Consider the following 22,037-nt stretch of genomic DNA (forward strand, 5'->3'; position numbering starts at 1 on the left):
CATTTGATCCTTAGGCATACTGTCTTTCGCCATACTGTCCTTGGACATGCTGTCTTTCGCCATACTGTCCTTGGACATGCTGTCTTTCGCCATACTGTCCTTGGACATGCTGTCTTTCGCCATACTGTCCTTGGACATGCTGTCTTTCGCCATACTGTCCTTGGACATGCTGTCTTTACTCATTGCGTCCGGTTTCATCGCGTCTTGCGCAAAGACACTTGTAGCGGCCAATAACAGACAGCCCATCAGTACTGCAGATAATTGCTTTTTCATGTAAATCTCCAATTAATATAAATATGGCAAAAGTGCCGATACATCAGTGAGTGCCTGGCGCGCCGGTACAGGCTCTCTCGACCAAACGAGAAAGTCTGAACCGGTGCATCAGGGATTTCGACAACCGAGCACTGTTTGAGTGTGGCCAGAGTCCGGGTTGTATAAAAAGGGTTGGTTACGCGCCGCCGAACCAGTTGTAACCCTGGTCTTCCCAATAACCGCCGGGATACGTATTGGTGACTACCATTGACATTATATGTTTTGGATTTTTATAGCCAAGTTTGGTCGGCATCCGCAGCTTCATTGGAAAACCGTATTTGGGTGGCAGGATTTGACCGTCATAGGTTAATGTCAGCTGGGTTTGTGGATGGAGCGCAGTCGGCATATCTATGCTGGTGTGATAATCGTCGCCGCATTGAAAATCGACATATTTGGCACTGAGATCTGCGCCGATCTGCTTTAAAAAAAGCGAAAAGGGTACGCCACCCCAGCGGCCGATTGCACTCCATCCCTCAACACAAATATGCCGCGTGATTTGCTCGTTTTGTGGCAGTTGATGTAACGCATCGAGTGTCCAGGGACGCTTGTTGCTCACCAGTCCGCCGACCTTTAACAAATAGCCTTCTGCCGGTATTTCCGGCACTTCGTCTTCGCTGTAATACGCATTGAACGGAAACGGTCGCGTTATCATGGAGGCCGGATAGGTGGGTGCCAGTTTGTTTGGATCGAACAGCCATCCCTGTACGCCGTCATTCATCCGTGAGATGCGTTCCAGCATATGGTCAACGGATAAATCATCGGTAATATTGCAACCGGTCAGCAGTGACAGGCCACCCAAGGTGAGCGCACGCTTGCCAAACAGGCGACGCGACGGCATCGATAAGGCTTTCCGCGCGTCTTTCAATATCGACTCGGCATCGAGCTGAGAAGCAACGGTAAGCAGGCGGGATTTTTTGATCATGATGGGAACTCCTCGAATCTATCGGTGCAAAGTGCCTTGCAGGCTCATCTGAGCGTTGGTCTAGGCGTCTCGATGAGCGCACTCATCGTCCACGTAACATAGCTAACAAGGTGCGTGGCACCAACGCCACCATGACGATGTGAACCACGATAAACAGGACCAGAAAGCTCATCGCACAAAAGTGCACTATGCGGGCATTGTCATAGCCACCCATCAGATCGCGCAAAATCGGAAACTGTACCGACTTCCAGATTGCAAGCCCTGAAAGCACCAACAGGATGATGTCGAGCATGACCGAAACATAGGCCAGCTTTTGTACCGCGTTATATTTGTCGAGTGCCTGATGCTGCAATTTGCCGGTGAGGGCTTGTTTCATATCGTGCAGCACCGCCGTCGGAGTAAGCGGAAAGAATTTCTTCCAGAGGCGTCCTGTGGTGCCATTAATGAGCAGATAAATCAGGCCGTTAATTGCTAACAACCACATCGCAGCAAAGTGCCATTGCAACGCACCGCCCAGCCAGCCGCCCAGCGTCAGGTTGGCAGGGATGCGGAAAGAAAAGATCGGTGATGCATCATAAATTCGCCATCCGCTTAAAATCATCAAGATAACTGCAACGGCATTGAGCCAATGGGTAATGCGTAACCAGACTGGATGGATGACGGCTTTGCTTTGCACGTCGGTCGCTAGCGTATTCATTTTTGTCTCCCAACGTTAAAGAAGGTGAGGTCAAAGGCGGGGCCAAGGGTGATGCCAAAGCTGAGGCTAAGAAAGGCAATATCTAACGGAACTTAGGTTGGCATGCGATGCGCCCGAAATGCTTGAATGAAACATAGTCGGTGGGGTAAACGATTCCTTACAAATTTTTATACGACTTTGCAAATAACTTTCGCGGCACCCGTTTTATCTCGGATACATCTCACAGATGATGTGCCGATAGGTTTTGGACGGAGGTCGGTCCTCACACTCCATGCTAGTCCCTTTTTGGGAGAAAAGAATAGAATATGTTTCCAAAAAATAAACATTATTTTATGCGCGATAATATTTGTATCGTAGTGGCGCGAACAAACCATCATCCCAGGACGATTGAAGGGGATGGTTGGTCGCTCAACGAGCAAAGCTGGGGAGTGCTGGATGCTTGATGCTGAATGCCGGACTTAGTGGGACTGACCCAAAATCGTCGCCGAGCAATTTCGCGTATTTGTCTTACCGCAGTATTTGACGGTAGTCTGGGATTAGAGCAACGCTATCCCGGAATCCGCATAGGGATTAGGCCAACCCAAAGCAGCAAGAATGTCGATTTCAAGATTTTCCATTTCCGTCGCATCCTCATCGTCTTCGTGGTCATAGCCCTGTGCGTGCAGGACGCCGTGGACCACCAGATGCGCGGTGTGCTCTTCGACTGACTTACCCTGCTCGGTAGCCTCGCGTTGCAGCACGTCGGTGCAGAGAACGATATCGGCTTCAATGGTTTCTGCGTCTTCGTCCTCGGTGTAGGCGAATGTCAGCACATTGGTCGCATAATCTTTGCCGCGATAATCCCGATTGAGGGTCTGTCCTTCTTCTGCGTCAACAAAACGGATGGTGAGCTCAGCAGGGGCCAGCAGCGCCGCCTTGACCCAGCGCCGTACTTGCGGACGCAAAATGATGTCTTTCAGCCGCGCATCGGGATATTGGACCGATAACGATAGCTTATTAATCACAGCTTTATTTTTTTGCGACATTGCGGCTGCGGGCACGTTTGGTGATACCCGTTTCAATAGGTTTAGGAAGTTTGATTGGCTTCACCACAGGGGTGACAGGATCAATGATGCCATGGGTCGAGGCAACCGGGGTTGCCAACGACGCAGCTTCATACGCATCCACAATCCGTGCCACCAGAGGATGGCGTACCACATCGGTACTGTTAAAGCGGGTGAACGCTATTCCGCGCACGTCTTTCATGATATTCATGGCATCGATCAAGCCGCTCTTCTGGCCGCGCTGCAAATCGATTTGTGTGACATCGCCGGTAACAACGGCTTTGCTGCCAAAACCGATCCGGGTCAAAAACATCTTCATTTGTTCCGGCGTCGTGTTTTGCGCCTCGTCCAGAATAATGAAAGCATGATTTAACGTACGGCCGCGCATATAAGCGAGCGGGGCGATTTCAATGGCCTGCTTTTCAAACATCTTCTGGGTACGATCAAAACCGAGCAAATCATACAATGCGTCGTACAACGGGCGCAGATAAGGGTCGACTTTTTGTGCGAGATCGCCGGGCAGAAATCCCAGCCGTTCGCCAGCCTCGACCGCAGGGCGCGTCAGGACGATGCGTTTTACTGCATCGCGCTCCAGCGCATCGACCGCACATGCCACCGCCAGGTAGGTTTTGCCAGTCCCGGCAGGGCCTATGCCCAACGTCACATCGTGTTCCAGAATCGCGCGAATGTAGGCCATTTGATGCGGCGTACGACCGCGTAAATCAGCCCGCCGGGTCTTCAAGACCGGGCTTTCTATCTGCGACGGGGTGATGGGGGTAGTAATGTAAGGGTCACTGGCATCGCTGATGACGTCGTCGTCGGCGTCGACAGCTTCGCCATTCTTTTTATGCGCCTGATTGGCGCGTTGTTCGACCAGCGCCAACTGGATTTCGTCCACCGAAATAACTCTATGCGCTAACGCATAAAACTGTTCCAGCATGGAAACCGCGCGTTCTGCGTTCGTACCGGAGGCAATAAATTTCTCGCCACGACGAAAAAGCGTGACGTCAAGAGCGGCCGAAATTTGACGTAAGTTCTCGTCCAGCGGTCCGCATAGGTGCGCTAGCCGCGTGTTATCCAGCGGTTCAGGGATAAAGTAATACGGCTGGGTGGGCGTTTTAGTTTTGGTTTTCAAGCGAATGTCTGCTCGTAAGTGATTGCATCAAGATGAGAGAAAAAAGCGTAATACTTTTTGCCGAGGCTGCCTTAAATAGCGCAGATGCAAAGGGGCAGAGTACACGATCCCGGCGATCTACACCACGTCAGTCTGCCCCACAGCCATCGCTCAATGCTACCGGCCTGGCATGATTACCCAGCTAAGGTGAGCGGCGACAGCGATTATCAAACCTTTTAGACCGGCAACAATGATCTAAGCAGCAACATCCACTGAGGTGGCAATCAGCTCGCCACGCAAAGTATATTTATAACTTTCGGTGATGGTGACATCGATCAGTTGCCCGATCAGTCGCGCGCTGTCGGTGCCTCCGTCAAAGTTCACCACGCGATTGTTTTCAGAGCGACCTTGCAACTCATTGGCATCTTTTTTGGATGGGCCTTCCACCAGAATCCGTTGCACGGTTCCGATCATTTCTTCGCTGATGCGAATCGTATTCGCCTGAATCACCGCCTGTAATTGTTGCAGACGCCGTAGTTTTACTTCGTGTGGCGTGTCGTCTTCCAGATTGGCGGCGGGCGTACCCGGACGCGGACTAAAAATAAAGCTGAAACTGTTGTCATAACCGATTTCGTGGATCAGCTTCATCACGGCTTCAAAGTCTTCATCCGTTTCGCCCGGAAACCCGACAATAAAGTCACTCGAAATGCAAATGTTCGGGCGCACCTTACGCAAGCGTCGAACCACTGATTTGTATTCGAGTACGGTATAACCGCGCTTCATCGCCGCTAAAATACGGTCCGAACCATGTTGCGCCGGAAGATATAAATGGTCGACCAGCTTCGGCACTTTGGCGTACGTATCGATCAGCCGTTGCGTAAATTCTTTTGGGTGACTGGTCACAAAGCGAATGCGTTCGATACCCGGTATTTCGGCAATGAACTCGATCAGCAGCGCAAAGTCGGCGATTTCCCCATCCGCCATTTCGCCGCGGAACGCATTCACGTTCTGACCCAGAAGCGTAATTTCTTTCACGCCTTGCTCGGCCAGACCGGCAACTTCCGTGAGGACGTCTTCAAACCGGCGTGATACTTCTTCACCGCGAGTGTAAGGCACCACGCAATAACTGCAATATTTGCTGCAACCTTCCATGATGGACACGAATGCGGTCGCGCCGTCCACCTTGGCCGCCGGCATGTGATCAAACTTTTCAATTTCAGGAAAACTGATGTCGACCTGCGAGTTGCCCGTCATGCGACGTTGCTTGATCATCTCTGGCAAGCGATGCAGGGTTTGCGGGCCAAATACAATATCCACATAAGGCGCGCGTTTAACAATCGCCGCACCTTCCTGGGAGGCCACGCAGCCGCCCACGCCAATCAGCAGATCAGGGTTCTTGAATTTCAGCTCGCGCAGGCGGCCCAGATCAGAAAACACTTTTTCCTGTGCTTTTTCGCGCACCGAACACGTGTTCAGCAAAATTACGTCGGCATCCTCCGGCCGATCAGTTTTAATCAGGCCGTGGGAGGCGTTAAGAACATCCGCCATTTTGTCTGAATCATATTCGTTCATCTGACAACCGAACGTTTTTATGTAGACTTTCTTTTGTATCGTTTTATCCATCACTACCATTTCAAATTGCTACGTTGACTCTCTACTGACTGACTCGCTTCATCGGTGGTCAGTATCCAGACGCGATCGACGTCGCCGTCGCTATTTTGGGTGTAATTGACTAAATAAATGCTATCACCCAGCGACACCGGAATCTGCGTCAAATTATTTTGCCCCCAGATCCGCGAACCTGGCGAAAGCCGCAAATTTGCTTTGCCGATCACAATCGCAGGGTAGGCGGTAATGGCCATATTGCCACGCAACGTAGTCTGTGGAAACGTGCGATCAAACGCCGCTGCCGGATGTGCGAGGGTGAGTGCGAACATCGCCATTGGTATCGCCAATAAGCGTCTTAACCACATTATTGCTTGCATGGAACTCCAATCATCGGCAGGGGTGGGCAGACCCGTTGCTGGTGGACTGACCCCAGATCATTCCCAGCACTGAATTACCGCCAGAATTATAACATTCCGAAATGGATGGTTTTCGGCCAAACGCCGTATTGAATCCGGTTTTCATGTCTATTTAGATCAACGTTGCGTACCGTTACACCGAAAAATCCAGTCAATTCGCTTCATCAGCCTCCGCCTTTCAATGCCGCAAACCCAAGCTACGAATTTAACTATGCAGATCAAAAAACAGTGTGATATGCTAATCGTAAGCACTCTAATCATTATATAACTAACAATATGCCCTCTATCGAAGAACGTTTTTCCATGGCACTGCACAGTACCGCGCGTGCCTGGCGCCAGGCACTGGACCGTCGCCTCAAGGACCTGGGCGTCGGGCAGGCGGGCTGGATGGCAATCGCCACGATTGCCAAAGCGGACAAGCCGATGTCCCAGACCGAACTGGCGCAGAGCCTTAACGTTGAAGACCCGACGATGGTGTCGATGATTGATCGTTTGGCCAAAGCCGGATTTATCGTACGCGTCCCCTCAGAAACTGATCGGCGCGTCAAACTGATCGAATTGACCGAGACCGGTATGCAGCTTTACGGCAAGGTTAAAACTGAGGCGGATGCCTTTCGTGCAGAGTTTCTCGCACAAATTGACCCGCAAAAACTGCTGGCAGCGACCGAAGTGCTGGAAACGCTACAAGCCTCCGCGGATTCGTTGGCCGCTGGTTCGCCCGCCGCTGTTTCGCCAGCCGCTGTTTCGTCAGCCGCTGTTTCGTCAGCCGCTGTTTCGTCAGCCGCTGTTTCGTCAGGCGATCCGTCATCATGAGTAGTACGGCGACAATTGGTGGAGCAGATACCGACGAACCTGTCATTAATCGAGGGATGATCACGGTTTCAATCATGCTGGCCACGATTATTCAGGCGCTGGATGGCACTATCGCCAACGTCGCGTTGCCGCATATGCAAGGCAGCTTGTCTGCGACGCAAAATCAGGTCACCTGGGTGCTGACATCCTTCATTGTTGCAGTGGCTATCGCCACGCCACTGACCGGTTGGTTGTGCGACCGTTTTGGTCAGAAAAATATATTTTTAGTCTCCATTGCCGGATTCACCATTGCCTCCGTCCTCTGCGGTTTATCGGGTTCATTGACCGAGATCGTCACGGCCCGTTTGTTACAAGGGGCATTCGGCGCCGCGCTGGTACCGCTTTCACAAGCTGTTTTGCTGGAAATCAACCCGCGCGAAAAACATGGTTCAGCGATGGCAGTCTGGGGCATGGGCGTGATGATCGGTCCTATCCTCGGACCAACATTGGGGGGATGGCTAACTGACAGTTACAGCTGGCGTTGGGTGTTCTTCATCAACGTTCCGGTGGGGGCGCTGGCGTTTTATGGTATCTGGAAATACATCCGCAAGTTGCCCGCGGCGCGCTCAATGAAGTTCGACATGTTCGGGTTTGCCACGCTCAGCATCGCCATCGGAGCGATGCAATTGCTATTGGATCGGGGCGAACAAAACGACTGGTTCTCCTCGTTTGAGACCTGGGCTGAGGCGATTGTCATGGCGCTTAGTTTCTCGTATTTCCTCGCCCACACGATATTACGGCCCGCTGGAAAGTCCTTTTTTGATTACCGCTTATTGAAGAACGCAAATTACGTCACGGGTTTGTTATTCATCTTCATTGTCGGCCTGGTGCTGTTCGCGACCCGCGCGCTCACCCCCTCCATGTTGCAAGGTTTAATGGATTATCCGGCCAAGTTTGCCGGTCTGGTCACCGCGCCAAGCGGCTTAGGCACCCTGGTTGCGATGCTGCTGGTTGGCCGATTGGTTGGCCGGGTCGATTTGCGCATTTTGTTAGGGCTGGGATTTTCCATCACCGCCTACTCGTTATGGCAGATGTCGCATTACACACTCGTGCTTTCAGAGAAAGACATTATCTGGCCGGGTTTTGTTCAGGGAATTGGATTAGGCCTGGTGTTCGTGCCGTTGAGCGCGGCAACTTTTGCCACGTTGTCACCCACCATGCTAGCGCAAGGCACCGCCATTTATAGTCTGGCGCGCAATATCGGCAGCAGTATCGGTATCGCTTTAGTGCAAGCGCTGTTGGTGCGGAATACCCAAATCGCGCATGCATCGCTGGTCCAGCATGTCACTTATGCCAATCCTGCGCTGCAAGACCCTGGCATTGCATCGGTCTACAACCTGGCAACCTCTGGCGGCGCTGCGGCATTAAACGTTGAGATCACACGGCAAGCCAGCATGATGGCCTATGTTGACGATTTTTGGCTGATGTTGATTCTGACCTTGTTGGTGCTTCCGCTTCTATTGTTAATTCGGGCACCCAAAAATAAATCACAGCCCAATATGGATCACGCTGCGTTCGATTAGTACGCGGAATACCGTTTCAAGATCAATGAAGGTTCATGAAGGTTCACGAAATTTTAATGGCATCACTCTTTTAAATGTTAATCGTGCGTAAATCAAATGTTCGTATTACCGCGGCGCTGCTAGCGCTCACCCTCGGAATGGCTGGCTGTGCCAGCATTCCGCCCGATCAGCATAGTTTGCCGCAGCAAAATATCGCCAGCGCCGCGCTGGCTGCCGATATCAAGCTTGCGCGTGACGGATGGCCGGAAGCGCAGTGGTGGACCCAATACGGCGACGCCCAGCTCAACGCACTGATGTCACAAGCATTGGCGAATGGTCCGACGCTGGCCGTCGCTGCAGCACGCATCGGGACCGCCAGCGCAACGTTGGCTTACAACGGCGCTGACCGTAAAGCGAACGTCGTGTTTAACGCCGACCAGACACGCCAACGTTACTCAAGCAACGGTCTGTTCCCGGCGCCGATTGGCGGCAGTTTTTATAACGAGACGACGCTACAGGTGCAAGGTCAGTATGACTTCGACTGGTGGGGAAAACATCGCGCACAGATCGCTGCGGCGCTCGGCGAAGTCAATGCCCGTAAGGCCGATTATGCCCAAGCCGAACAGGTGTTGGCGGCGGTGATCACGCAGCATTACTTTAATCTGCAAAGCGACTGGGCTCGCAGCACCAATCTGCAGGCGAGTGTCTATGCACAGACGGCTATTTTGGCCGATATCAAAAAACGCATTGCGCACGGTCTCGCTGCAATCGACACCCAACGCACGGTGGAGTCAGACTTGAGTTATCTGAATCAACGTATCGCGCAACTGGATGCCAATATGATCGGAGAACGCGAAGCGCTGCGCGCATTGGTCGGTGCCGATGCCAAGGCGTTGACCGACCTGATGCCGCAGAAAATGGTTGATGTAGCCCACGCCTTGCCCTCCACGCTGGGACTGAATTTGTTGGCACGACGTCCCGATCTGCAAGCCGCCCGCTTTCGGGTGGAGGCTTCCCTCAGTCGTATCGAGGTGGTGCAGGCAGCATTTTATCCAGACATTAACCTCACGGCGTCGTTTGGTCTGGACAGCATTGGGCTAGGCAACTTGCTGAATGCGGCGAGTCGCACGCTGTTTGTCGGCCCCACATTATCTTTACCATTATTCGATAGCAAGCGCCTTGACGCCCGACTTGATTCGGCGCGCTCCGAGCGCAACGAGATGATCGCTGATTACAATCAAAGCGTGTTTAACGCAGTGCGCGACGTGGCGCAAAGCGGCGCGGCAATGCAAGGCATTCAAAACCAGATCAGGCTGCAACAAGCCGCCATGCAAGCCAGTGACGACCTGCTGCACACGGCACAGGAAAAATTCCAGCATGGACTCGCCAATAATGGCACCGTTCTTTCCGCCAAATTAAACCAGTTGGCACAGCAGGACACCAGCCTTCAATTACAAAACCAACAGCTGCAAGCGGAAGTCTCGCTGGTCAGTGCGTTAGGTGGCGGATATCAGGCTGACCCGATCAGCCAGCCTGCCTCGCCTTCTCAGTCATCAAAATAAACCGGACATTTCCATGGCTATCGACAATCAAAGCACTCCCAATTCGCCTAAAAACACTCAGCGAAAATTGGTTTTAATCGGCATTACGTTGTTATTCATACTCGCTGGTGTCGCCTACGCAATTTATTACGCACTGGTTTTATCCAAGCAGGAGGAAACCGATAACGCCTACGTTGGCGGCAATCTGGTGACCCTGTCGTCGCAAGTGTCGGGCAACGTGCAGCAGATACGCGCGGACGAAACGCAACAGGTAAAAGCGGGTGACGAAGTTGTCAAGCTCGACCCTATTGACGCCGCTGTCGGGCTGACTCAGGCGCGGGCGCATTTAGGCACGACGGTGCGTCAATTGCGTGAGCGCTATTCGAGCGTGTCCCAATACGACGCAACGATTGCTTTGAAAAAACTTGAATTAAAAAATGCTGCCGACGATCTGGCGCGCCGCGCGCCGCTAGAGGCGCTTCACACCCTGTCCGGTGAAGAGGTGGCCCACGCCCGCCAGGCGGTGGACGATGCAAAAGCCTCGCTGGAAGTCGCTCTGAAGCAGGCCGATGCCGCCCGTGCAGCCACCGCCGGTGTCAGTTTGTCCGACAATCCTGGTGTGTTATCAGCGAAAGCCGATTTCATCCAAGCGTGGCTGACTGTGCGCCGCAACGCGATTCTGGCACCGGTTTCGGGTTACATCGCCAAGCGCAGCGTCCAGGTCGGTGCGCATGTCACACCGGGCACGCCGTTAATGTCCATCGTACCGCTCGATCAACTTTGGATTGATGCCAACTTCAAAGAATCGGAGCTACGCAACATCCGTATCGGACAACCGGCAGACATCGAAGCCGACTTATATGGCGGCAAGGTAACCTTCCACGGTAAAGTCGTCGGCTTATCGGCGGGAACCGGCAGTGCATTCTCCTTGTTGCCAGCGCAAAACGCCTCTGGCAACTGGATTAAAGTTGTCCAGCGCGTCCCGGTGCGTATTTCGCTGGATCCTAAAGAACTGGCGCAACATCCGTTGCGGATAGGATTATCCACGACCGTCACTGTCGATACGCACCGCACCGATGGCGTCATGCTTGGTGCTCCGATGCCAGCTGCAATCCTTTACTCCACGCAAGCGCTGAACCAGCCGGTGCAACAAGCCGAAGCAGCGGCCGATGCGATCATTGCCGGCAATCTGGTCAAGTAGTCTTTTTTGAATGGCGTGCCGGAACGACCGCCAACGCCACAAAGCTAAACCTCAAAAAAAACTCTCAATATCATGATTGAGAGTTTTTTTATGCCGAATTAAACGTGGGACGTCACCACCGCCATTCCTCGCTGAAGTTACAACCGTGCCAGCAATTCCGTCTTTTTAGCGACAAATTCTTCTTCGCTGAGCAAATCGCGTTTGCGCAGATCAGCCAGTTTTTCGATCTTGACGAAGATATCCGCATCCGCCGCATTCGAGGCCGCTCCCGTGCCCGGGTTCACGGCTTGCTGTTGCGGTGCTGCGGGCTGCTGGTGCTGCTCGACTGGTTGGCTAACGACGGGTGCTTGCGGCTGACTGTAGGCAAACTGGTCCGCGTTGATATTGTTGTTGATGTTGTTATGGTTGTTTTGACTCACCGGTGCTACGCCATCGACAGAAATAACCGGCAAGCTGGCCACATCAATCAAGCCGTACTGACTGTTAAAGGAGATCGATCCGCCGTAAGATTGCTGTTGTGAAAAGCCGCCAATCTGATGGTCCAGCGTGTCATACACGGTGACCTTGCCGTGCACTTCAATCGCCAGACGCCGCGCCTGCGCAAAATAGGCATAGCGCACATCATTCTGCGCGCCGGTGCTGTTCGGCCAACGCAGATCGGCAGGCCACCAATCAGCAGATTTGCCCGGAGCAGGGGAGACAAACAGGCTCGCTGAATGATCTATCGGAAGAGAATTTGCGTCTTGATATTGGTTATTCGCATAGTTGTTTTGCTGCTGACCATAACGCGACCCACCCTGGCTTTGCGATTGGAAACTTCCACTACGCAGCAAGTCCGGTTGATTCGCGATCAGACGCGCCAGTTCGGAACACAGGCTGTCAACTCGATTTTTCAGATAGCCGTTAAACATGTCCGACACCATTGTCATTCCGCCCTGCATCCACTGACCGGAGCCGCTGAATTCAGGGTGATTAAACTGCGCCATTCCGCCGTTTCCATTAATGACCGACTCAAGCATGCTTAGCACTGCATCGACACTGAATCCATGACGTCTTGCGATCTCTTCGATCACCTGGCGTCCGCTTGGAGAAAGTTGTTGCATGGTAGTTTTCCTATTCGTGGAATGACAAAGGCTGGGATTGCGAGGAATGCCAGCACAAACTGAAGGGGCAAATCGCGGAGGGAACGATCAACTTATTTTGCGACAGTTTAAACGTTATCAACCCTGCACGCCGGGATTCTCCGTAATACAACGGGTTACTTCATGGCAATAGAGAATGTGTGCGGCGAGCAGTTTTTATTGCACCAGAATAGGAAGAAAAGTGACAGAAAGATGCCACATTGGTGCATTTTTGGACTGGGAGTCGAACTTGTTGCGCTGCTGGCCTTCCGATTAATGGGCACCATGCGCCAGGCTTGTAGCTTGCCAGAAATGTACCGGAGAAGACCTAGGCGCAAATATGCTGAGAAGTGACCTTTTGGCGTGCTCGTGCAATGCAAGAGACACCAGCGCTTAATACGAAGACTCGTCAGATATTGCTCGAAAAAACGTCGAAGGTGATAGGCAATGAAGTGTCACCTAATAATGCAACTAGTAAACGAACCAATAAAGCGGCTTAGTTTGCTCTATTTACTTTGTGAAAATCCTGCTTTTGAGGCCACATAAAAACGCAGGACAAAGGCGGCTAATACTAAAGCGACAGGGATATATTGAAATAATTGCATGGTAGGGCTCCAGAAAAATGTCGGTGTTTAATGCCCGCAAGTATAAAAAAATAGCAGATTGAAAGCCAATTTCAATTTGCCATTTCCTTTATATCTTTTCTGAATAACACTCCAGTACAGAGATAGTGCACGGGAATGAGACATGCATTCTCCTGCGCGCCCGTATCGAGTTGCCCCGTGTTCAGTCGCCCCTATTCAGTCAATTAGCGCCCATCAGCTCGAGCAAGCATCGTGCGCACGGCGTCACGGGCTTCGGCCGCCAGTTCGCGCATATCCAGGCCAGGCACAGCGCCGTTGATGACAATTTCGCGTCCGCCGATCAGCAGCGCACGCAGATGCGCAGCCCCGCCGCTGGCGACCGGGCCGATGGCCGGATCGTGCAAGCCAAAATAGCGCGGATCACGACTGAGATCATAGATCGCAATGTCAGCCGCCTGGCCTGGTGCGAGTGTTCCGATAGCGGGTAAACCCAACACCGCAGCGCCGCCAGCAGTGCCCCAGCGCACAACATCTTCCACGGTCGCAGCATCAGCGCCCGCTTCGCCGTGACCATAGAGATATATGGGCCGTGCCGCTTCGCCTCCTTTGGCGCGTTGCATCAGCCATGCTGCGTGTACTTCCGAAATCATATCCGCGGCTTCGTTGGAGGCCGCGCCGTCCACCCCAATCGAAATCGGCACTCCCGCATTTTCTAAAGCACGCACCGGTGCAATGCCGCTGCCGAGACGGCCGTTGCTTTGTGGGCAATGGGCAATACCCGTGCGGGTCTGGCCCATCAGCGCGATTTCGTCAGCATCGAGTTTGACCATGTGCGCAAACCAGACATCCTCGCCAACCCAGTCAACACTTTCGCAAAAACGTACCGGACTCATTTTGTGCATACTTTGCACGCTATCCTGATAGCCCACGGTTTCCGACAAATGCGAATGCAGGCGCAAGCCGAGCCGACGCGCAACCGACGCACATTCACGCAATTCTTGCGGACGCATCGAATAAGGTGGCGTGGTTGGTGCCACCACGATGCGCCGCATCGCGTCGGGCGCGGGATCGTGATAGCGTGCTGCCAGTCGCTCAATGTCGGCCAGATAACCATCGAAGGTCTCGGCGCGCATGGCTTGCGGCAATTCGGATTCAAGTTGCCGCGTCAGGGTGGCACCGCCGCGGCACAGCACAAAGCGCAGGCCCAGTTTTTCCGCCTCCTCGAACAGGATCGCTGAAGTGTCGAAATCTTGACCCGGGTAATACAGATAGTTGTGATCGGCCACGGTTGCGCAGCCCGATAACGCCAGCTCAATCATGCCAATGCGTGCGGCCAGCCGGAACAGTTTTGCGTCGAAAGCAGCGCGAAAGCGGTAGGGCGTGGCCGCCAGCCAAGGTGTTAGTGTGGCGTTGATTCCCAGCGGATCGCCTTTTAACAAGGCTTGAAAGAGATGATGGTGGGTGTTCACCCATGCCGGATAGATCACGCAATCGGTCGCATCCAGCGTGCGCTCGCCAGGAACCGGTACGAGGCTTCCCATTGCTGCGATGCGCCCGTCGGTGATTCGTATATCGGGCCCGGCATGGCGCGCATCAGCACCGCGCAGGCCAGTCAGAATACCTGCCGCATTGCGGATTAGTAAGTTGTTCACGATAGCTCGCTTTCATGCCAATGACGCAAGCAAAGCCGCGAGAGTGCAGCCATGCTCAGGAAGAGTAGCACGCCCGTGATAGCGATCAACAGAAGGGCGGCAAACATCACCGGAATATTTAACTGAAAGCCCGCCTGCAAAATTTGATAGGCCAGACCCGCGCCGTTGCCGCCCGTGCCAGCCACGAATTCAGCGACAATTGCACCGATTAGCGCCAGCCCGCTAGAGATCCGTAAGCCGCCAAAAAAATACGGCAATGCACTCGGAATGCGCAAGCGCAACAACGTTTGCCAAGGTGTCGCCCGGTTCAGCTTGAACAAATTGAGCAAGCCAGGATTTACACTACGCAACCCCAATAACGTATTGGAAATGATAGGAAACAGGGCCACCATGGCAGAGCAGATCACCAGTGCTGCGGTGGGCTGCTTGACCCAGATGATAATCAGCGGCGCAATCGCCACAATCGGCGTTACCTGCAACAGGACCGCATACGGGAAAAGACTGATTTCGATCAGCCGACTCTGCACCAGAAGGAACGCAACGAACACGCCCAGGACCACTGCGCATAAAAAAGCCAGCGCCGTGACCTTCAACGTCACCAGCAATGCGCCAAACAGTTCGCGCCAGTTGGCGAATAACGCATGCAGAATGTCGAGCGGGGTCGGTACCAGATAGGTGGGCACTTTCCAGGCTACACACAAGCCCTGCCACGTACCTAACAATAAAATTCCCAACAGCAGCGGCGCAAGGAAACTTAGCGCCCGCGGGTTATGGATCAATGGTAAATGCATGTGGTTTTCCTTTTCTTTATCGCGCGCGCTTATGCATCAAGCGCATGCCGTTTATGCGTCCAGCGCGTTGGCGCGGATCAGCAGGTCGGAGAGGGTTTGGCAGTATTTGACAAACTCAGGCGAAACCCGAAATGCCTCATCGCGATGTGCCGGTCCGTCAATGTTTACCTCGGCAATCACGCGACCGGGGCGTGCGCCCATCACCACCACTTTCGTCGACAAAAAGACCGCTTCGTAAATGCTATGCGTGACGAACACCACGGTCAGATCCTGTTTGCTCCAGAGATCGCGCAGATCGGCGTCAAGCTTGTTACGGGTGAATTCATCCAACGCACCAAACGGCTCATCCATTAGCAATAAATTAGGTTCAGTGGCCAGTGCGCGCGCAATCGAAGCGCGCATCTGCATACCGCCTGAAAGCTCGCGTGGCCATGCGTTGTGAAATTTGGACAGGCCTACCATCTCCAGCGCACGCGCCACCCGCGCTTCGCTTTCGAAGGCTGGTATCCCCGCCAGATCGAGCGGCAGGCGGGTGTTGGCGGCAACGCTTGCCCACGGCATCAGCGTGGCTTCCTGAAACACCATCGACATGCCGCGGCCGGGGTGGCGCAGCGGAATAACGCCCTCGTTCCACCACCGCACATGACCGGCGCTCGGTTGATCGAGACCCGCAAACATGCGCAGCAGCGTACTCTTTCCACACCCGGATGGACCGAGCAAGGACACAAATTCACGGCGCTTGATGGCGAGACGCACCTCATTGAGCGCATGGGTTCCGTTGGGATAAGTCTTTTCGATCTTGTTGGCGTACAGCACCGTATCGGCATCTGGATTGACCGCGTTTTCCGCAGGCGCGACCGGATTGGATTTCATCAGCATAGCGTTCTCCTTTACGGTCGGGTCAGGTACGAAAAACTTCGACTTCACCATGCTCAGTGAGCAAGTCCAAAAGCTGCTTGCGGATCATCAGCCCGGGTTTGTCCGACGGCATATGAAACTCCACGCGGCGGCGGGTATCGATACAGGCATCCGGATCGGTCGCTTCCAGTATCTCGCGGTCTTCCGCGGTGATGGCTGCATCCCAATCGATCAGCGTCTGCGTGCTGACCGCTTCTTCACTATCGTTGCGGTATAACCACTGCACCAAAATCATGCGGTCATCATCAATCGGCGTGGCACAGTTATAAATAATATGGTCGATGCCGCTGGTAGGATACATGCAACCGAAGCGGCGCGAAAAGGGCAGATAGTAGCGGTTGATCAGATGTCGATTAGTGATCGCATCGGTGGTGCCGGTAATCTGGTGGCCCGCTTCCGGGTTGCGAATCGGCACGATTGTTTCCGCTTCGAAACCGTAATCGGTATCGCGGAAAATATATGGCGCTGGTGTCGGCTGATCGAGTATCCCGAAATTTGCCTTGTGTACAAAAGAAAAATGCGCATTATCGAATGAGTTTTCCATCATTCGCAACGGGCTGGTTTTCCACTCTTCATAGAACTGAAAAATCCGTCGATACCCCGGCGCACCATCTTCGGGGAAGTCCGGAATCGGACGGAGTGGGTCTTCCAGCGCCACCCATACGTAACCGTACTTTTCCTGACAGTGGAATGCCGGAACTTTGGCGCCAGCGGGGATGGCGCTGCCTGGATTTTGTGGAATTCTGACGCACGCGCCGGAACAGTCGTAAGTCCAGCCGTGATAACCGCAGACAATGTTATCGCCCTCAACGAAACCCTTGGAAAGCTTTGCGGTGCGGTGGCAGCAACGGTCGCGCAGCGCCGCTGGCGTGCCGTCTTCTTTTTTCCATAATACGATATTTTCACCCAGAAGCGTGAAAGGCTTCGGCCCATCGTCCAGACTGGTCATCGGCATTAACGCATACCAGAAGCGGCGCAGGACAGGCTGTTTTGTGACTAACATGGTGTTCTCCTTGCATGGCACCGAAAGGCACCTTCAGCCGGCGTGCCAATACGGTCGCCTTCGCTGACTGGCGATGCGGGGGCACATCGCCATGACTAAATTGATTCTGAATTTGTGCGGAGTGATGAACCTGTTTTAACGCAAACGCGCTTCATCCGAGCCCATCTCCATGCCCCTTAAGGCATGATCTTCAAGTCTTTAACGAAGCGGGTGGTATACGCCTGCTTCCAGTCGGTATCGGATTTCAACAATCCAGCCGACACCATGAACCTGGCCGTCTGTTCCCAGCGCGCATCAGTCATCACGCCAGCGCCCAGTTTGGCGGCATCGCCACCGTCAAAAACCTTTAACTCCTTCATGCGTTTGACCCCGTAGGCGATCTGCTCGTCGTCCATTTTTGGATTTTCTTTTTTGATCAATTCATTGCCAGCAGTCGGATCGGCCAGATAACTTTTCCAGCCTTCGATCGAGGCTTTAACAAAGCGCGCCACCACATCCGGCTTTTCCGCAATTGTCTTCTGCATCGTCACAATGGTGCTGCCGTACGGTGGATAACCGTCATCCGCAAACAGGAAAAAATGGGTTTTTACATTGCCCTTCATCGCCTGGAACGGCTCGGAAGAAGGATAGGCTTGTTGCGCCACGTTGGGATCAGCAAAGAACGGTTGCAGATTAAAGGTATAAGCCCGCACCTGCGCATCGGTGTAGCCATACTTGGCTTCCAGCCACGGCAACCAGGTGGCGTGTGCCGCACTGCCAGCCAAAATGGTCTTGCCCTTCATATCAGCCAGACCTTTGACGTCATCATGCGTCATCATCCCCTGCAAATCTTTTTGAAAGGAAGTCGCAACGGTGGTCACCGGCATGCCTTTTTCGACTGCACTCAAGACCTGAAGATCGTAACCCATCAGGAAATCGGCCTGACCAGCCGCCAGCAATTGCATGCCATTGACCTGTGGACCGCCCATTTTGACGGTGACATCAAGACCGTATTTTTTGTAAATCCCTTTTGCCACAGCCTGATAGAAACCGCCATGCTCGGCTTGCGCGTACCACGACGTTAAAAAGACAACCTTGTCATCGGCATGGACAAGTGGCGCAATCAGCGTAGCCGTAACGAGCGCGAGCGCAGTCGTCACACGGCGTAGCAAATTGCCGGGAGAGCGAGAAGGGATTGATTGACGAACGAGGGTAAGCAGCATTTCGGTTCTCCGTTGAGAAGTTGCACACAGCAAAAGCCATGCGATAAACCGAAACACAACGGGGCCGACCTGGCGACGGAAGAAAAGTTGCAGTTTGCCTGCCAAGGCAAAAGTCGGGTCTCCGTTGCGTTCCGTAACGAACACAAGCGTCCAGATAGCAGACGCGTAACGGTCAACACATCAACCGTTACCAGAGCAATGACCCGTTATGACATCCAGTGCGGATGCACAATTGCCAGCTTCTACTCCGCAGTAGTCTAAGCAATCTGCGTGCCAATGACGGTAAAAATTGACTGTCGTGATTAAAATCAAAGAGTTACGCGGGACGTGGTGCCGGAGAGAGTTCCCCTCTGCAATATGGCCGCGATCACGCATCAAATCTGCGCATGGATTTGATTCATCTTGGTGCGAGAAGGCGCAGGGTCAACGAATTCATAAGTCGTGCCGGCATGGCTTATACGCCGATTTCTTCGGGCGGTGATAACAAGGAACCTGCGAGGTGCCGGTTAGGGTAGGTGCCGGTCGATCAACCTCGTTATTTGCGGCCCGCCCGGCTTGATTCCGACCGATTTACAAACTGCATCAGGTTGCTTTATACTCTTGTTGTCTCTGAGAAAAAGGAGAACGGGCTTGATAACCTGAATACACAAAAGCGCACAAACGGCGCAATGCCGTTTTTTTTTCGTGCGGTCGTCTTCGTTCGCCTCATTGGGCGGCGGTGACGGGGAAGTCCTCGGACTTGCTGGTTTTCTTTTGTGTGCCAGTTTATCAACCCTGCCATTTTGCCGCCCACCCGCTTGATAACGGGATGCAGATTAATCATACACAAAGGAAAGCACATTGTTTAATACCATCAGCTCTATTCCATTTTGTTTGCGAATCAGTCCGCACATCGCTTCGAGCAGCACCGAAATCGTTCTTGTGGTGCAAGCATGAGCAAATCAATCGCAGCAGAATCGTCATCAGAATTAGAAGCATTCCATCAACCATTTTCATGGTTACCTTCCCACCATCAGCATGACGCTGCCGCACAATTTTATGCGCAGACGCTAGATGTTTGCCGCGGCGTCGAAACCTGCATTGATCTGGCGCATCTGAGCAACTCGGATCGGGGCACCGATACACTGCCGACGTTGACGATTCGCGACACTGAACGCTTGCTGCGCCTTGCATTGATGTCGTCTCGCATGCTGGGCGACGCTACTGCTGCGCGGATTGATAACCTCCTCGAAGATAACCTTCCCGAGGATAAGCTCCCCGGGCACAATATCAGCTCGCAAAAAGAGCAGACCGACGACGCGCCTGTGATGGACAAAAAACGGCACGGTGCGCGCTAATGGTTTTCAAAGAGCGGCTATTTGTCCTGGTGAGATGCGCTCCTGCTTACGGATTGTTGTGGTTCGTCTCGGCGCTGTTGTTACTGGACGAAGATGCGGCTATGTTGGCATTTGCGTTCTGCTAGTACTTGTTTTGAAGTAAGTCAGTGCTGAATAACTTTCCGCTCAGGAATGCGTAGCAAGGAGAACTTCTTGCGGCAAAACGCCAGCAGCAGAAACAGCAGAAACAGGTTGTCCGCCACGACGATATTGCCTCGGCGAACAACCCATGACGCGCTTGAACGCTGTGCTGAAGGCGCTTTCCGATTCGTAGCCGAGCGATAAGGCGATGACCGATACAGGATCACCTGAATTGACCACTTTGTCTCCGGCCAGCAGCATGCGCCAACCCGTCAGGTATTCCATCGGCGAGGTCCCGACCGTCTCTTTGAATTTCAGGGCAAAGCTGGAGCGCGACATGCCAACCAACTCCGCCAGTGCCTGTAACGTCCAGCGATGCGCCGGATCGTGGTGCATGGCATTGATGGCTGCACTCATCTGTTTATCTGCCAGGGCAAACAGCCATCCAATGCCCCCTCTCAACCCATCCGCCAGATACAGCCGCAGGGCCTGCACCAGCATCAACTGCGCAAGGTGTTGTGCCACCAAAAAGTAGCCCGGCTGCCGCTCGCGCAGCTCTTGCATCATCCGCTCCAGAGACCAGCGCAACGCGGCCCGGTCGGAATCTTTGCGGATATGCACGATCGGTGGCAATGCACCGAGCAAAATATTGGCGTGATTGCCGGTGAGGATGAAATGGCCGCCCACCAGAAAGAAATCGCCGCCGCCATTACATACGGCGATGCCACCATCGCGTGCCGGCGCAAAAATGGCCATGGCGTCGACGGGCGTCAGGCCCATGTCGTTGGTCAGGCGGAAAGGCCGCCCGCTGGGGAGCAGAAAGCAATCGCCGGGCTTGAGCTGCACCGGCTCGGGAACACCTTCGACGGCCAGCCAACACGTGCCAGAAACCACGGCGTAACATTTGATGCCTTCATGCCGGAGGAACTGGACTGACCAATTTCCACCGGCATCAAAACCACCTGACTTATAACTGCGCGGCTTCAACAGCGCTAACACATCTGACAGTGGATCCATGGTTAACTCAGGACGATTGCAAAGATAATATGGACTCTACAGCATAGATCGTATTCATTCAAACCCTTATCATGCTTAAAACGGCTGCCAACGCGGTCACGGCCATGCGGTAAATTTAAGGAGAGTTGCGATGCGTGTCTTTGTTACTGGTGCTTCAGGTTTTATCGGTTCTGCCATCGTGCAGGAACTTATTAATGCGGGTCATCAGGTGTTAGGACTTGCGCGCTCAGACGCGGCCGCCAAGTCTCTTATCGCCGCTGGTGCCGAGGTTCATCAAGGTGATCTTGAGAATCTGGAAAGCTTGCGCAGTGGCGCTGCCCTTTCCGATGGGGTCATTCATACCGCCTTCATTCATGACTTCTCCAAATTCAAGGAAGTCTGCGAGACGGATCGGCAAGCCATAGAGGCGCTAGGCAACGCGCTCGTCGGTTCTGATCGGCCGTTAATTGTCACCTCTGGCACTGCGCTCCTGAAATTGGATCGCCTTGCCACAGAAGAGGATAATCCGGTGCCCGATGTCGACGCGCTTCCCCGCATCGCTTCAGAGCAGGCGGCGCGCTCGGTAGCGGCAAAGGGCGTACGCGTGTCGGTGGTGCGCCTTTCTCCCTCGGTCCATGGTGACGGTGACCACGGCTTCGTTCCGATGCTGATCGGGCTTGCGCGTGATAAGGGTATGTCGGCGTATGTCGGCGACGGTCTCAACCGCTGGCCCGGCGTGCACCGGCTCGATGCCGCCCATTTGTACCGACTTGTGCTGGAGAAATTGGGTGCAGGAGGCCGTTATCACGGCGTGGCGGATGAAGGTGTTACGTTTAAGGAGATTGCGGAAGTGATCGGACGTCGCCTCAATTTACCCGTTGTATCCCTGTCATCGGAAGAAGCCGTCAATCATTTTGGCTGGATCGCCGCCTTTGCCGGACTCAACTGCCCGGCTTCCAGTCAGCGAACGCGGGATCTGCTGGGATGGCAGCCAAGGCATCCGGGGCTGATTAAGGATCTTGACCGTCCGGGCTATTTTGAGGCTTGAGCGAGGTATTGAATCAACGTAAATCAACGTATTTGGTACTAACGCATTTAGATTGAT

The 22,037-nt window shown here is 53.5% G+C and carries 20 protein-coding genes; 7 read left to right on the forward strand and 13 right to left on the reverse strand.

All coding sequences use genetic code 11. The annotated features are described in order from the left end of the window. The first annotated feature begins 3 nt into the window (after positions 1-3). Entirely contained in the window at positions 4-234 is a 231-nt protein-coding gene (locus tag JQN73_RS22795; protein WP_205319387.1) for a pentapeptide repeat-containing protein, read from the forward strand. A gap of 214 nt (positions 235-448) precedes the next feature. Here the strand turns inward: JQN73_RS22795 and JQN73_RS13395 are convergent, their stop codons facing one another. The 6 genes from JQN73_RS13395 to JQN73_RS13420 form a co-directional block, all read right to left on the reverse strand. Further along, a complete protein-coding gene (locus tag JQN73_RS13395; protein ID WP_205319388.1) occupies positions 449-1,234 on the reverse strand; it encodes a molybdopterin-dependent oxidoreductase in 786 nt (261 codons plus the stop codon). Between the two features lie 82 nt (positions 1,235-1,316). Next, a complete protein-coding gene (locus tag JQN73_RS13400; protein ID WP_205319389.1) occupies positions 1,317-1,931 on the reverse strand; it encodes a cytochrome b/b6 domain-containing protein in 615 nt (204 codons plus the stop codon). A gap of 536 nt (positions 1,932-2,467) precedes the next feature. Continuing rightward, positions 2,468-2,956 (reverse strand): rRNA maturation RNase YbeY, encoded by a 489-nt coding sequence (gene ybeY, locus JQN73_RS13405; RefSeq protein ID WP_205319390.1) that lies wholly within the window; start codon positions 2,954-2,956, stop codon positions 2,468-2,470. Continuing rightward, positions 2,940-4,109: a PhoH family protein gene (locus JQN73_RS13410; protein ID WP_205319391.1), complete on the reverse strand. Its 1,170-nt coding sequence runs from the start codon at positions 4,107-4,109 to the stop codon at positions 2,940-2,942. The genes ybeY and JQN73_RS13410 overlap by 17 nt, the downstream gene beginning before the upstream one ends. Positions 4,110-4,343: 234 nt before the next feature. Then, positions 4,344-5,699, reverse strand: coding sequence for a tRNA (N6-isopentenyl adenosine(37)-C2)-methylthiotransferase MiaB (gene miaB, locus JQN73_RS13415; protein WP_205323358.1), 1,356 nt, complete (start codon positions 5,697-5,699; stop codon positions 4,344-4,346). 14 nt (positions 5,700-5,713) lie between these two features. Further along, complete coding sequence (locus JQN73_RS13420; protein WP_205319392.1) at positions 5,714-6,073, reverse strand: hypothetical protein; 360 nt, start codon at positions 6,071-6,073, stop codon at positions 5,714-5,716. A 342-nt stretch (positions 6,074-6,415) separates the two neighbouring features. Between JQN73_RS13420 and JQN73_RS13425 the strand changes: the two genes are divergently transcribed. The 4 genes from JQN73_RS13425 to JQN73_RS13440 all read left to right on the forward strand — a co-directional run bounded on the left by JQN73_RS13425 (position 6,416) and on the right by JQN73_RS13440 (position 11,208). Beyond that, positions 6,416-6,925, forward strand: coding sequence for a MarR family winged helix-turn-helix transcriptional regulator (locus JQN73_RS13425; RefSeq protein WP_240162259.1), 510 nt, complete (start codon positions 6,416-6,418; stop codon positions 6,923-6,925). Continuing rightward, on the forward strand, positions 6,922-8,487 hold the full coding sequence (locus tag JQN73_RS13430; protein ID WP_205319394.1) for a DHA2 family efflux MFS transporter permease subunit: 1,566 nt from the start codon (positions 6,922-6,924) through the stop codon (positions 8,485-8,487). Before JQN73_RS13425 ends, JQN73_RS13430 begins: the two co-directional genes overlap by 4 nt. A gap of 83 nt (positions 8,488-8,570) precedes the next feature. Then, a complete protein-coding gene (locus tag JQN73_RS13435; RefSeq protein ID WP_240162260.1) occupies positions 8,571-10,028 on the forward strand; it encodes an efflux transporter outer membrane subunit in 1,458 nt (485 codons plus the stop codon). A 13-nt stretch (positions 10,029-10,041) separates the two neighbouring features. Next, on the forward strand, positions 10,042-11,208 hold the full coding sequence (locus JQN73_RS13440) for an HlyD family efflux transporter periplasmic adaptor subunit (RefSeq protein ID WP_205319396.1): 1,167 nt from the start codon (positions 10,042-10,044) through the stop codon (positions 11,206-11,208). A 137-nt stretch (positions 11,209-11,345) separates the two neighbouring features. On the opposite strand, the gene JQN73_RS13445 is transcribed toward JQN73_RS13440, so the two are convergent. The 6 genes from JQN73_RS13445 to JQN73_RS13470 form a co-directional block, all read right to left on the reverse strand. Continuing rightward, positions 11,346-12,311 (reverse strand): SHOCT domain-containing protein, encoded by a 966-nt coding sequence (locus JQN73_RS13445; protein WP_205319397.1) that lies wholly within the window; start codon positions 12,309-12,311, stop codon positions 11,346-11,348. Between the two features lie 826 nt (positions 12,312-13,137). Continuing rightward, positions 13,138-14,565, reverse strand: a complete 1,428-nt coding sequence (locus tag JQN73_RS13450) for an amidohydrolase family protein (protein ID WP_205319398.1) — start codon at positions 14,563-14,565, stop codon at positions 13,138-13,140. Continuing rightward, the gene (locus JQN73_RS13455) at positions 14,562-15,356 is read right to left on the reverse strand and encodes an ABC transporter permease (protein WP_205319399.1); all 795 of its coding nucleotides are present in this window, start codon (positions 15,354-15,356) and stop codon (positions 14,562-14,564) included. Before JQN73_RS13455 ends, JQN73_RS13450 begins: the two co-directional genes overlap by 4 nt. A gap of 51 nt (positions 15,357-15,407) precedes the next feature. Next, on the reverse strand, positions 15,408-16,229 hold the full coding sequence (locus JQN73_RS13460) for an ABC transporter ATP-binding protein (protein WP_205323359.1): 822 nt from the start codon (positions 16,227-16,229) through the stop codon (positions 15,408-15,410). A 28-nt stretch (positions 16,230-16,257) separates the two neighbouring features. Beyond that, entirely contained in the window at positions 16,258-17,277 is a 1,020-nt protein-coding gene (locus JQN73_RS13465) for an aromatic ring-hydroxylating dioxygenase subunit alpha (RefSeq protein ID WP_205319400.1), read from the reverse strand. A 176-nt stretch (positions 17,278-17,453) separates the two neighbouring features. After that, positions 17,454-18,479, reverse strand: a complete 1,026-nt coding sequence (locus tag JQN73_RS13470) for an ABC transporter substrate-binding protein (RefSeq protein ID WP_205319401.1) — start codon at positions 18,477-18,479, stop codon at positions 17,454-17,456. A gap of 932 nt (positions 18,480-19,411) precedes the next feature. Here JQN73_RS13470 and JQN73_RS13475 point away from each other — a divergent pair. Then, complete coding sequence (locus JQN73_RS13475) at positions 19,412-19,816, forward strand: hypothetical protein (RefSeq protein WP_205319402.1); 405 nt, start codon at positions 19,412-19,414, stop codon at positions 19,814-19,816. A 165-nt stretch (positions 19,817-19,981) separates the two neighbouring features. On the opposite strand, the gene JQN73_RS13480 is transcribed toward JQN73_RS13475, so the two are convergent. Continuing rightward, positions 19,982-20,953 (reverse strand): AraC family transcriptional regulator, encoded by a 972-nt coding sequence (locus JQN73_RS13480; RefSeq protein ID WP_205319403.1) that lies wholly within the window; start codon positions 20,951-20,953, stop codon positions 19,982-19,984. Between the two features lie 130 nt (positions 20,954-21,083). Here JQN73_RS13480 and JQN73_RS13485 point away from each other — a divergent pair, with 130 nt between their 5' ends. After that, positions 21,084-21,980: an SDR family oxidoreductase gene (locus JQN73_RS13485; RefSeq protein ID WP_205319404.1), complete on the forward strand. Its 897-nt coding sequence runs from the start codon at positions 21,084-21,086 to the stop codon at positions 21,978-21,980. Positions 21,981-22,037: the final 57 nt, after the last annotated feature.

The organism is Glaciimonas sp. PAMC28666 (assembly GCF_016917355.1).
Taxonomy (GTDB): domain Bacteria; phylum Pseudomonadota; class Gammaproteobacteria; order Burkholderiales; family Burkholderiaceae_D; genus Glaciimonas.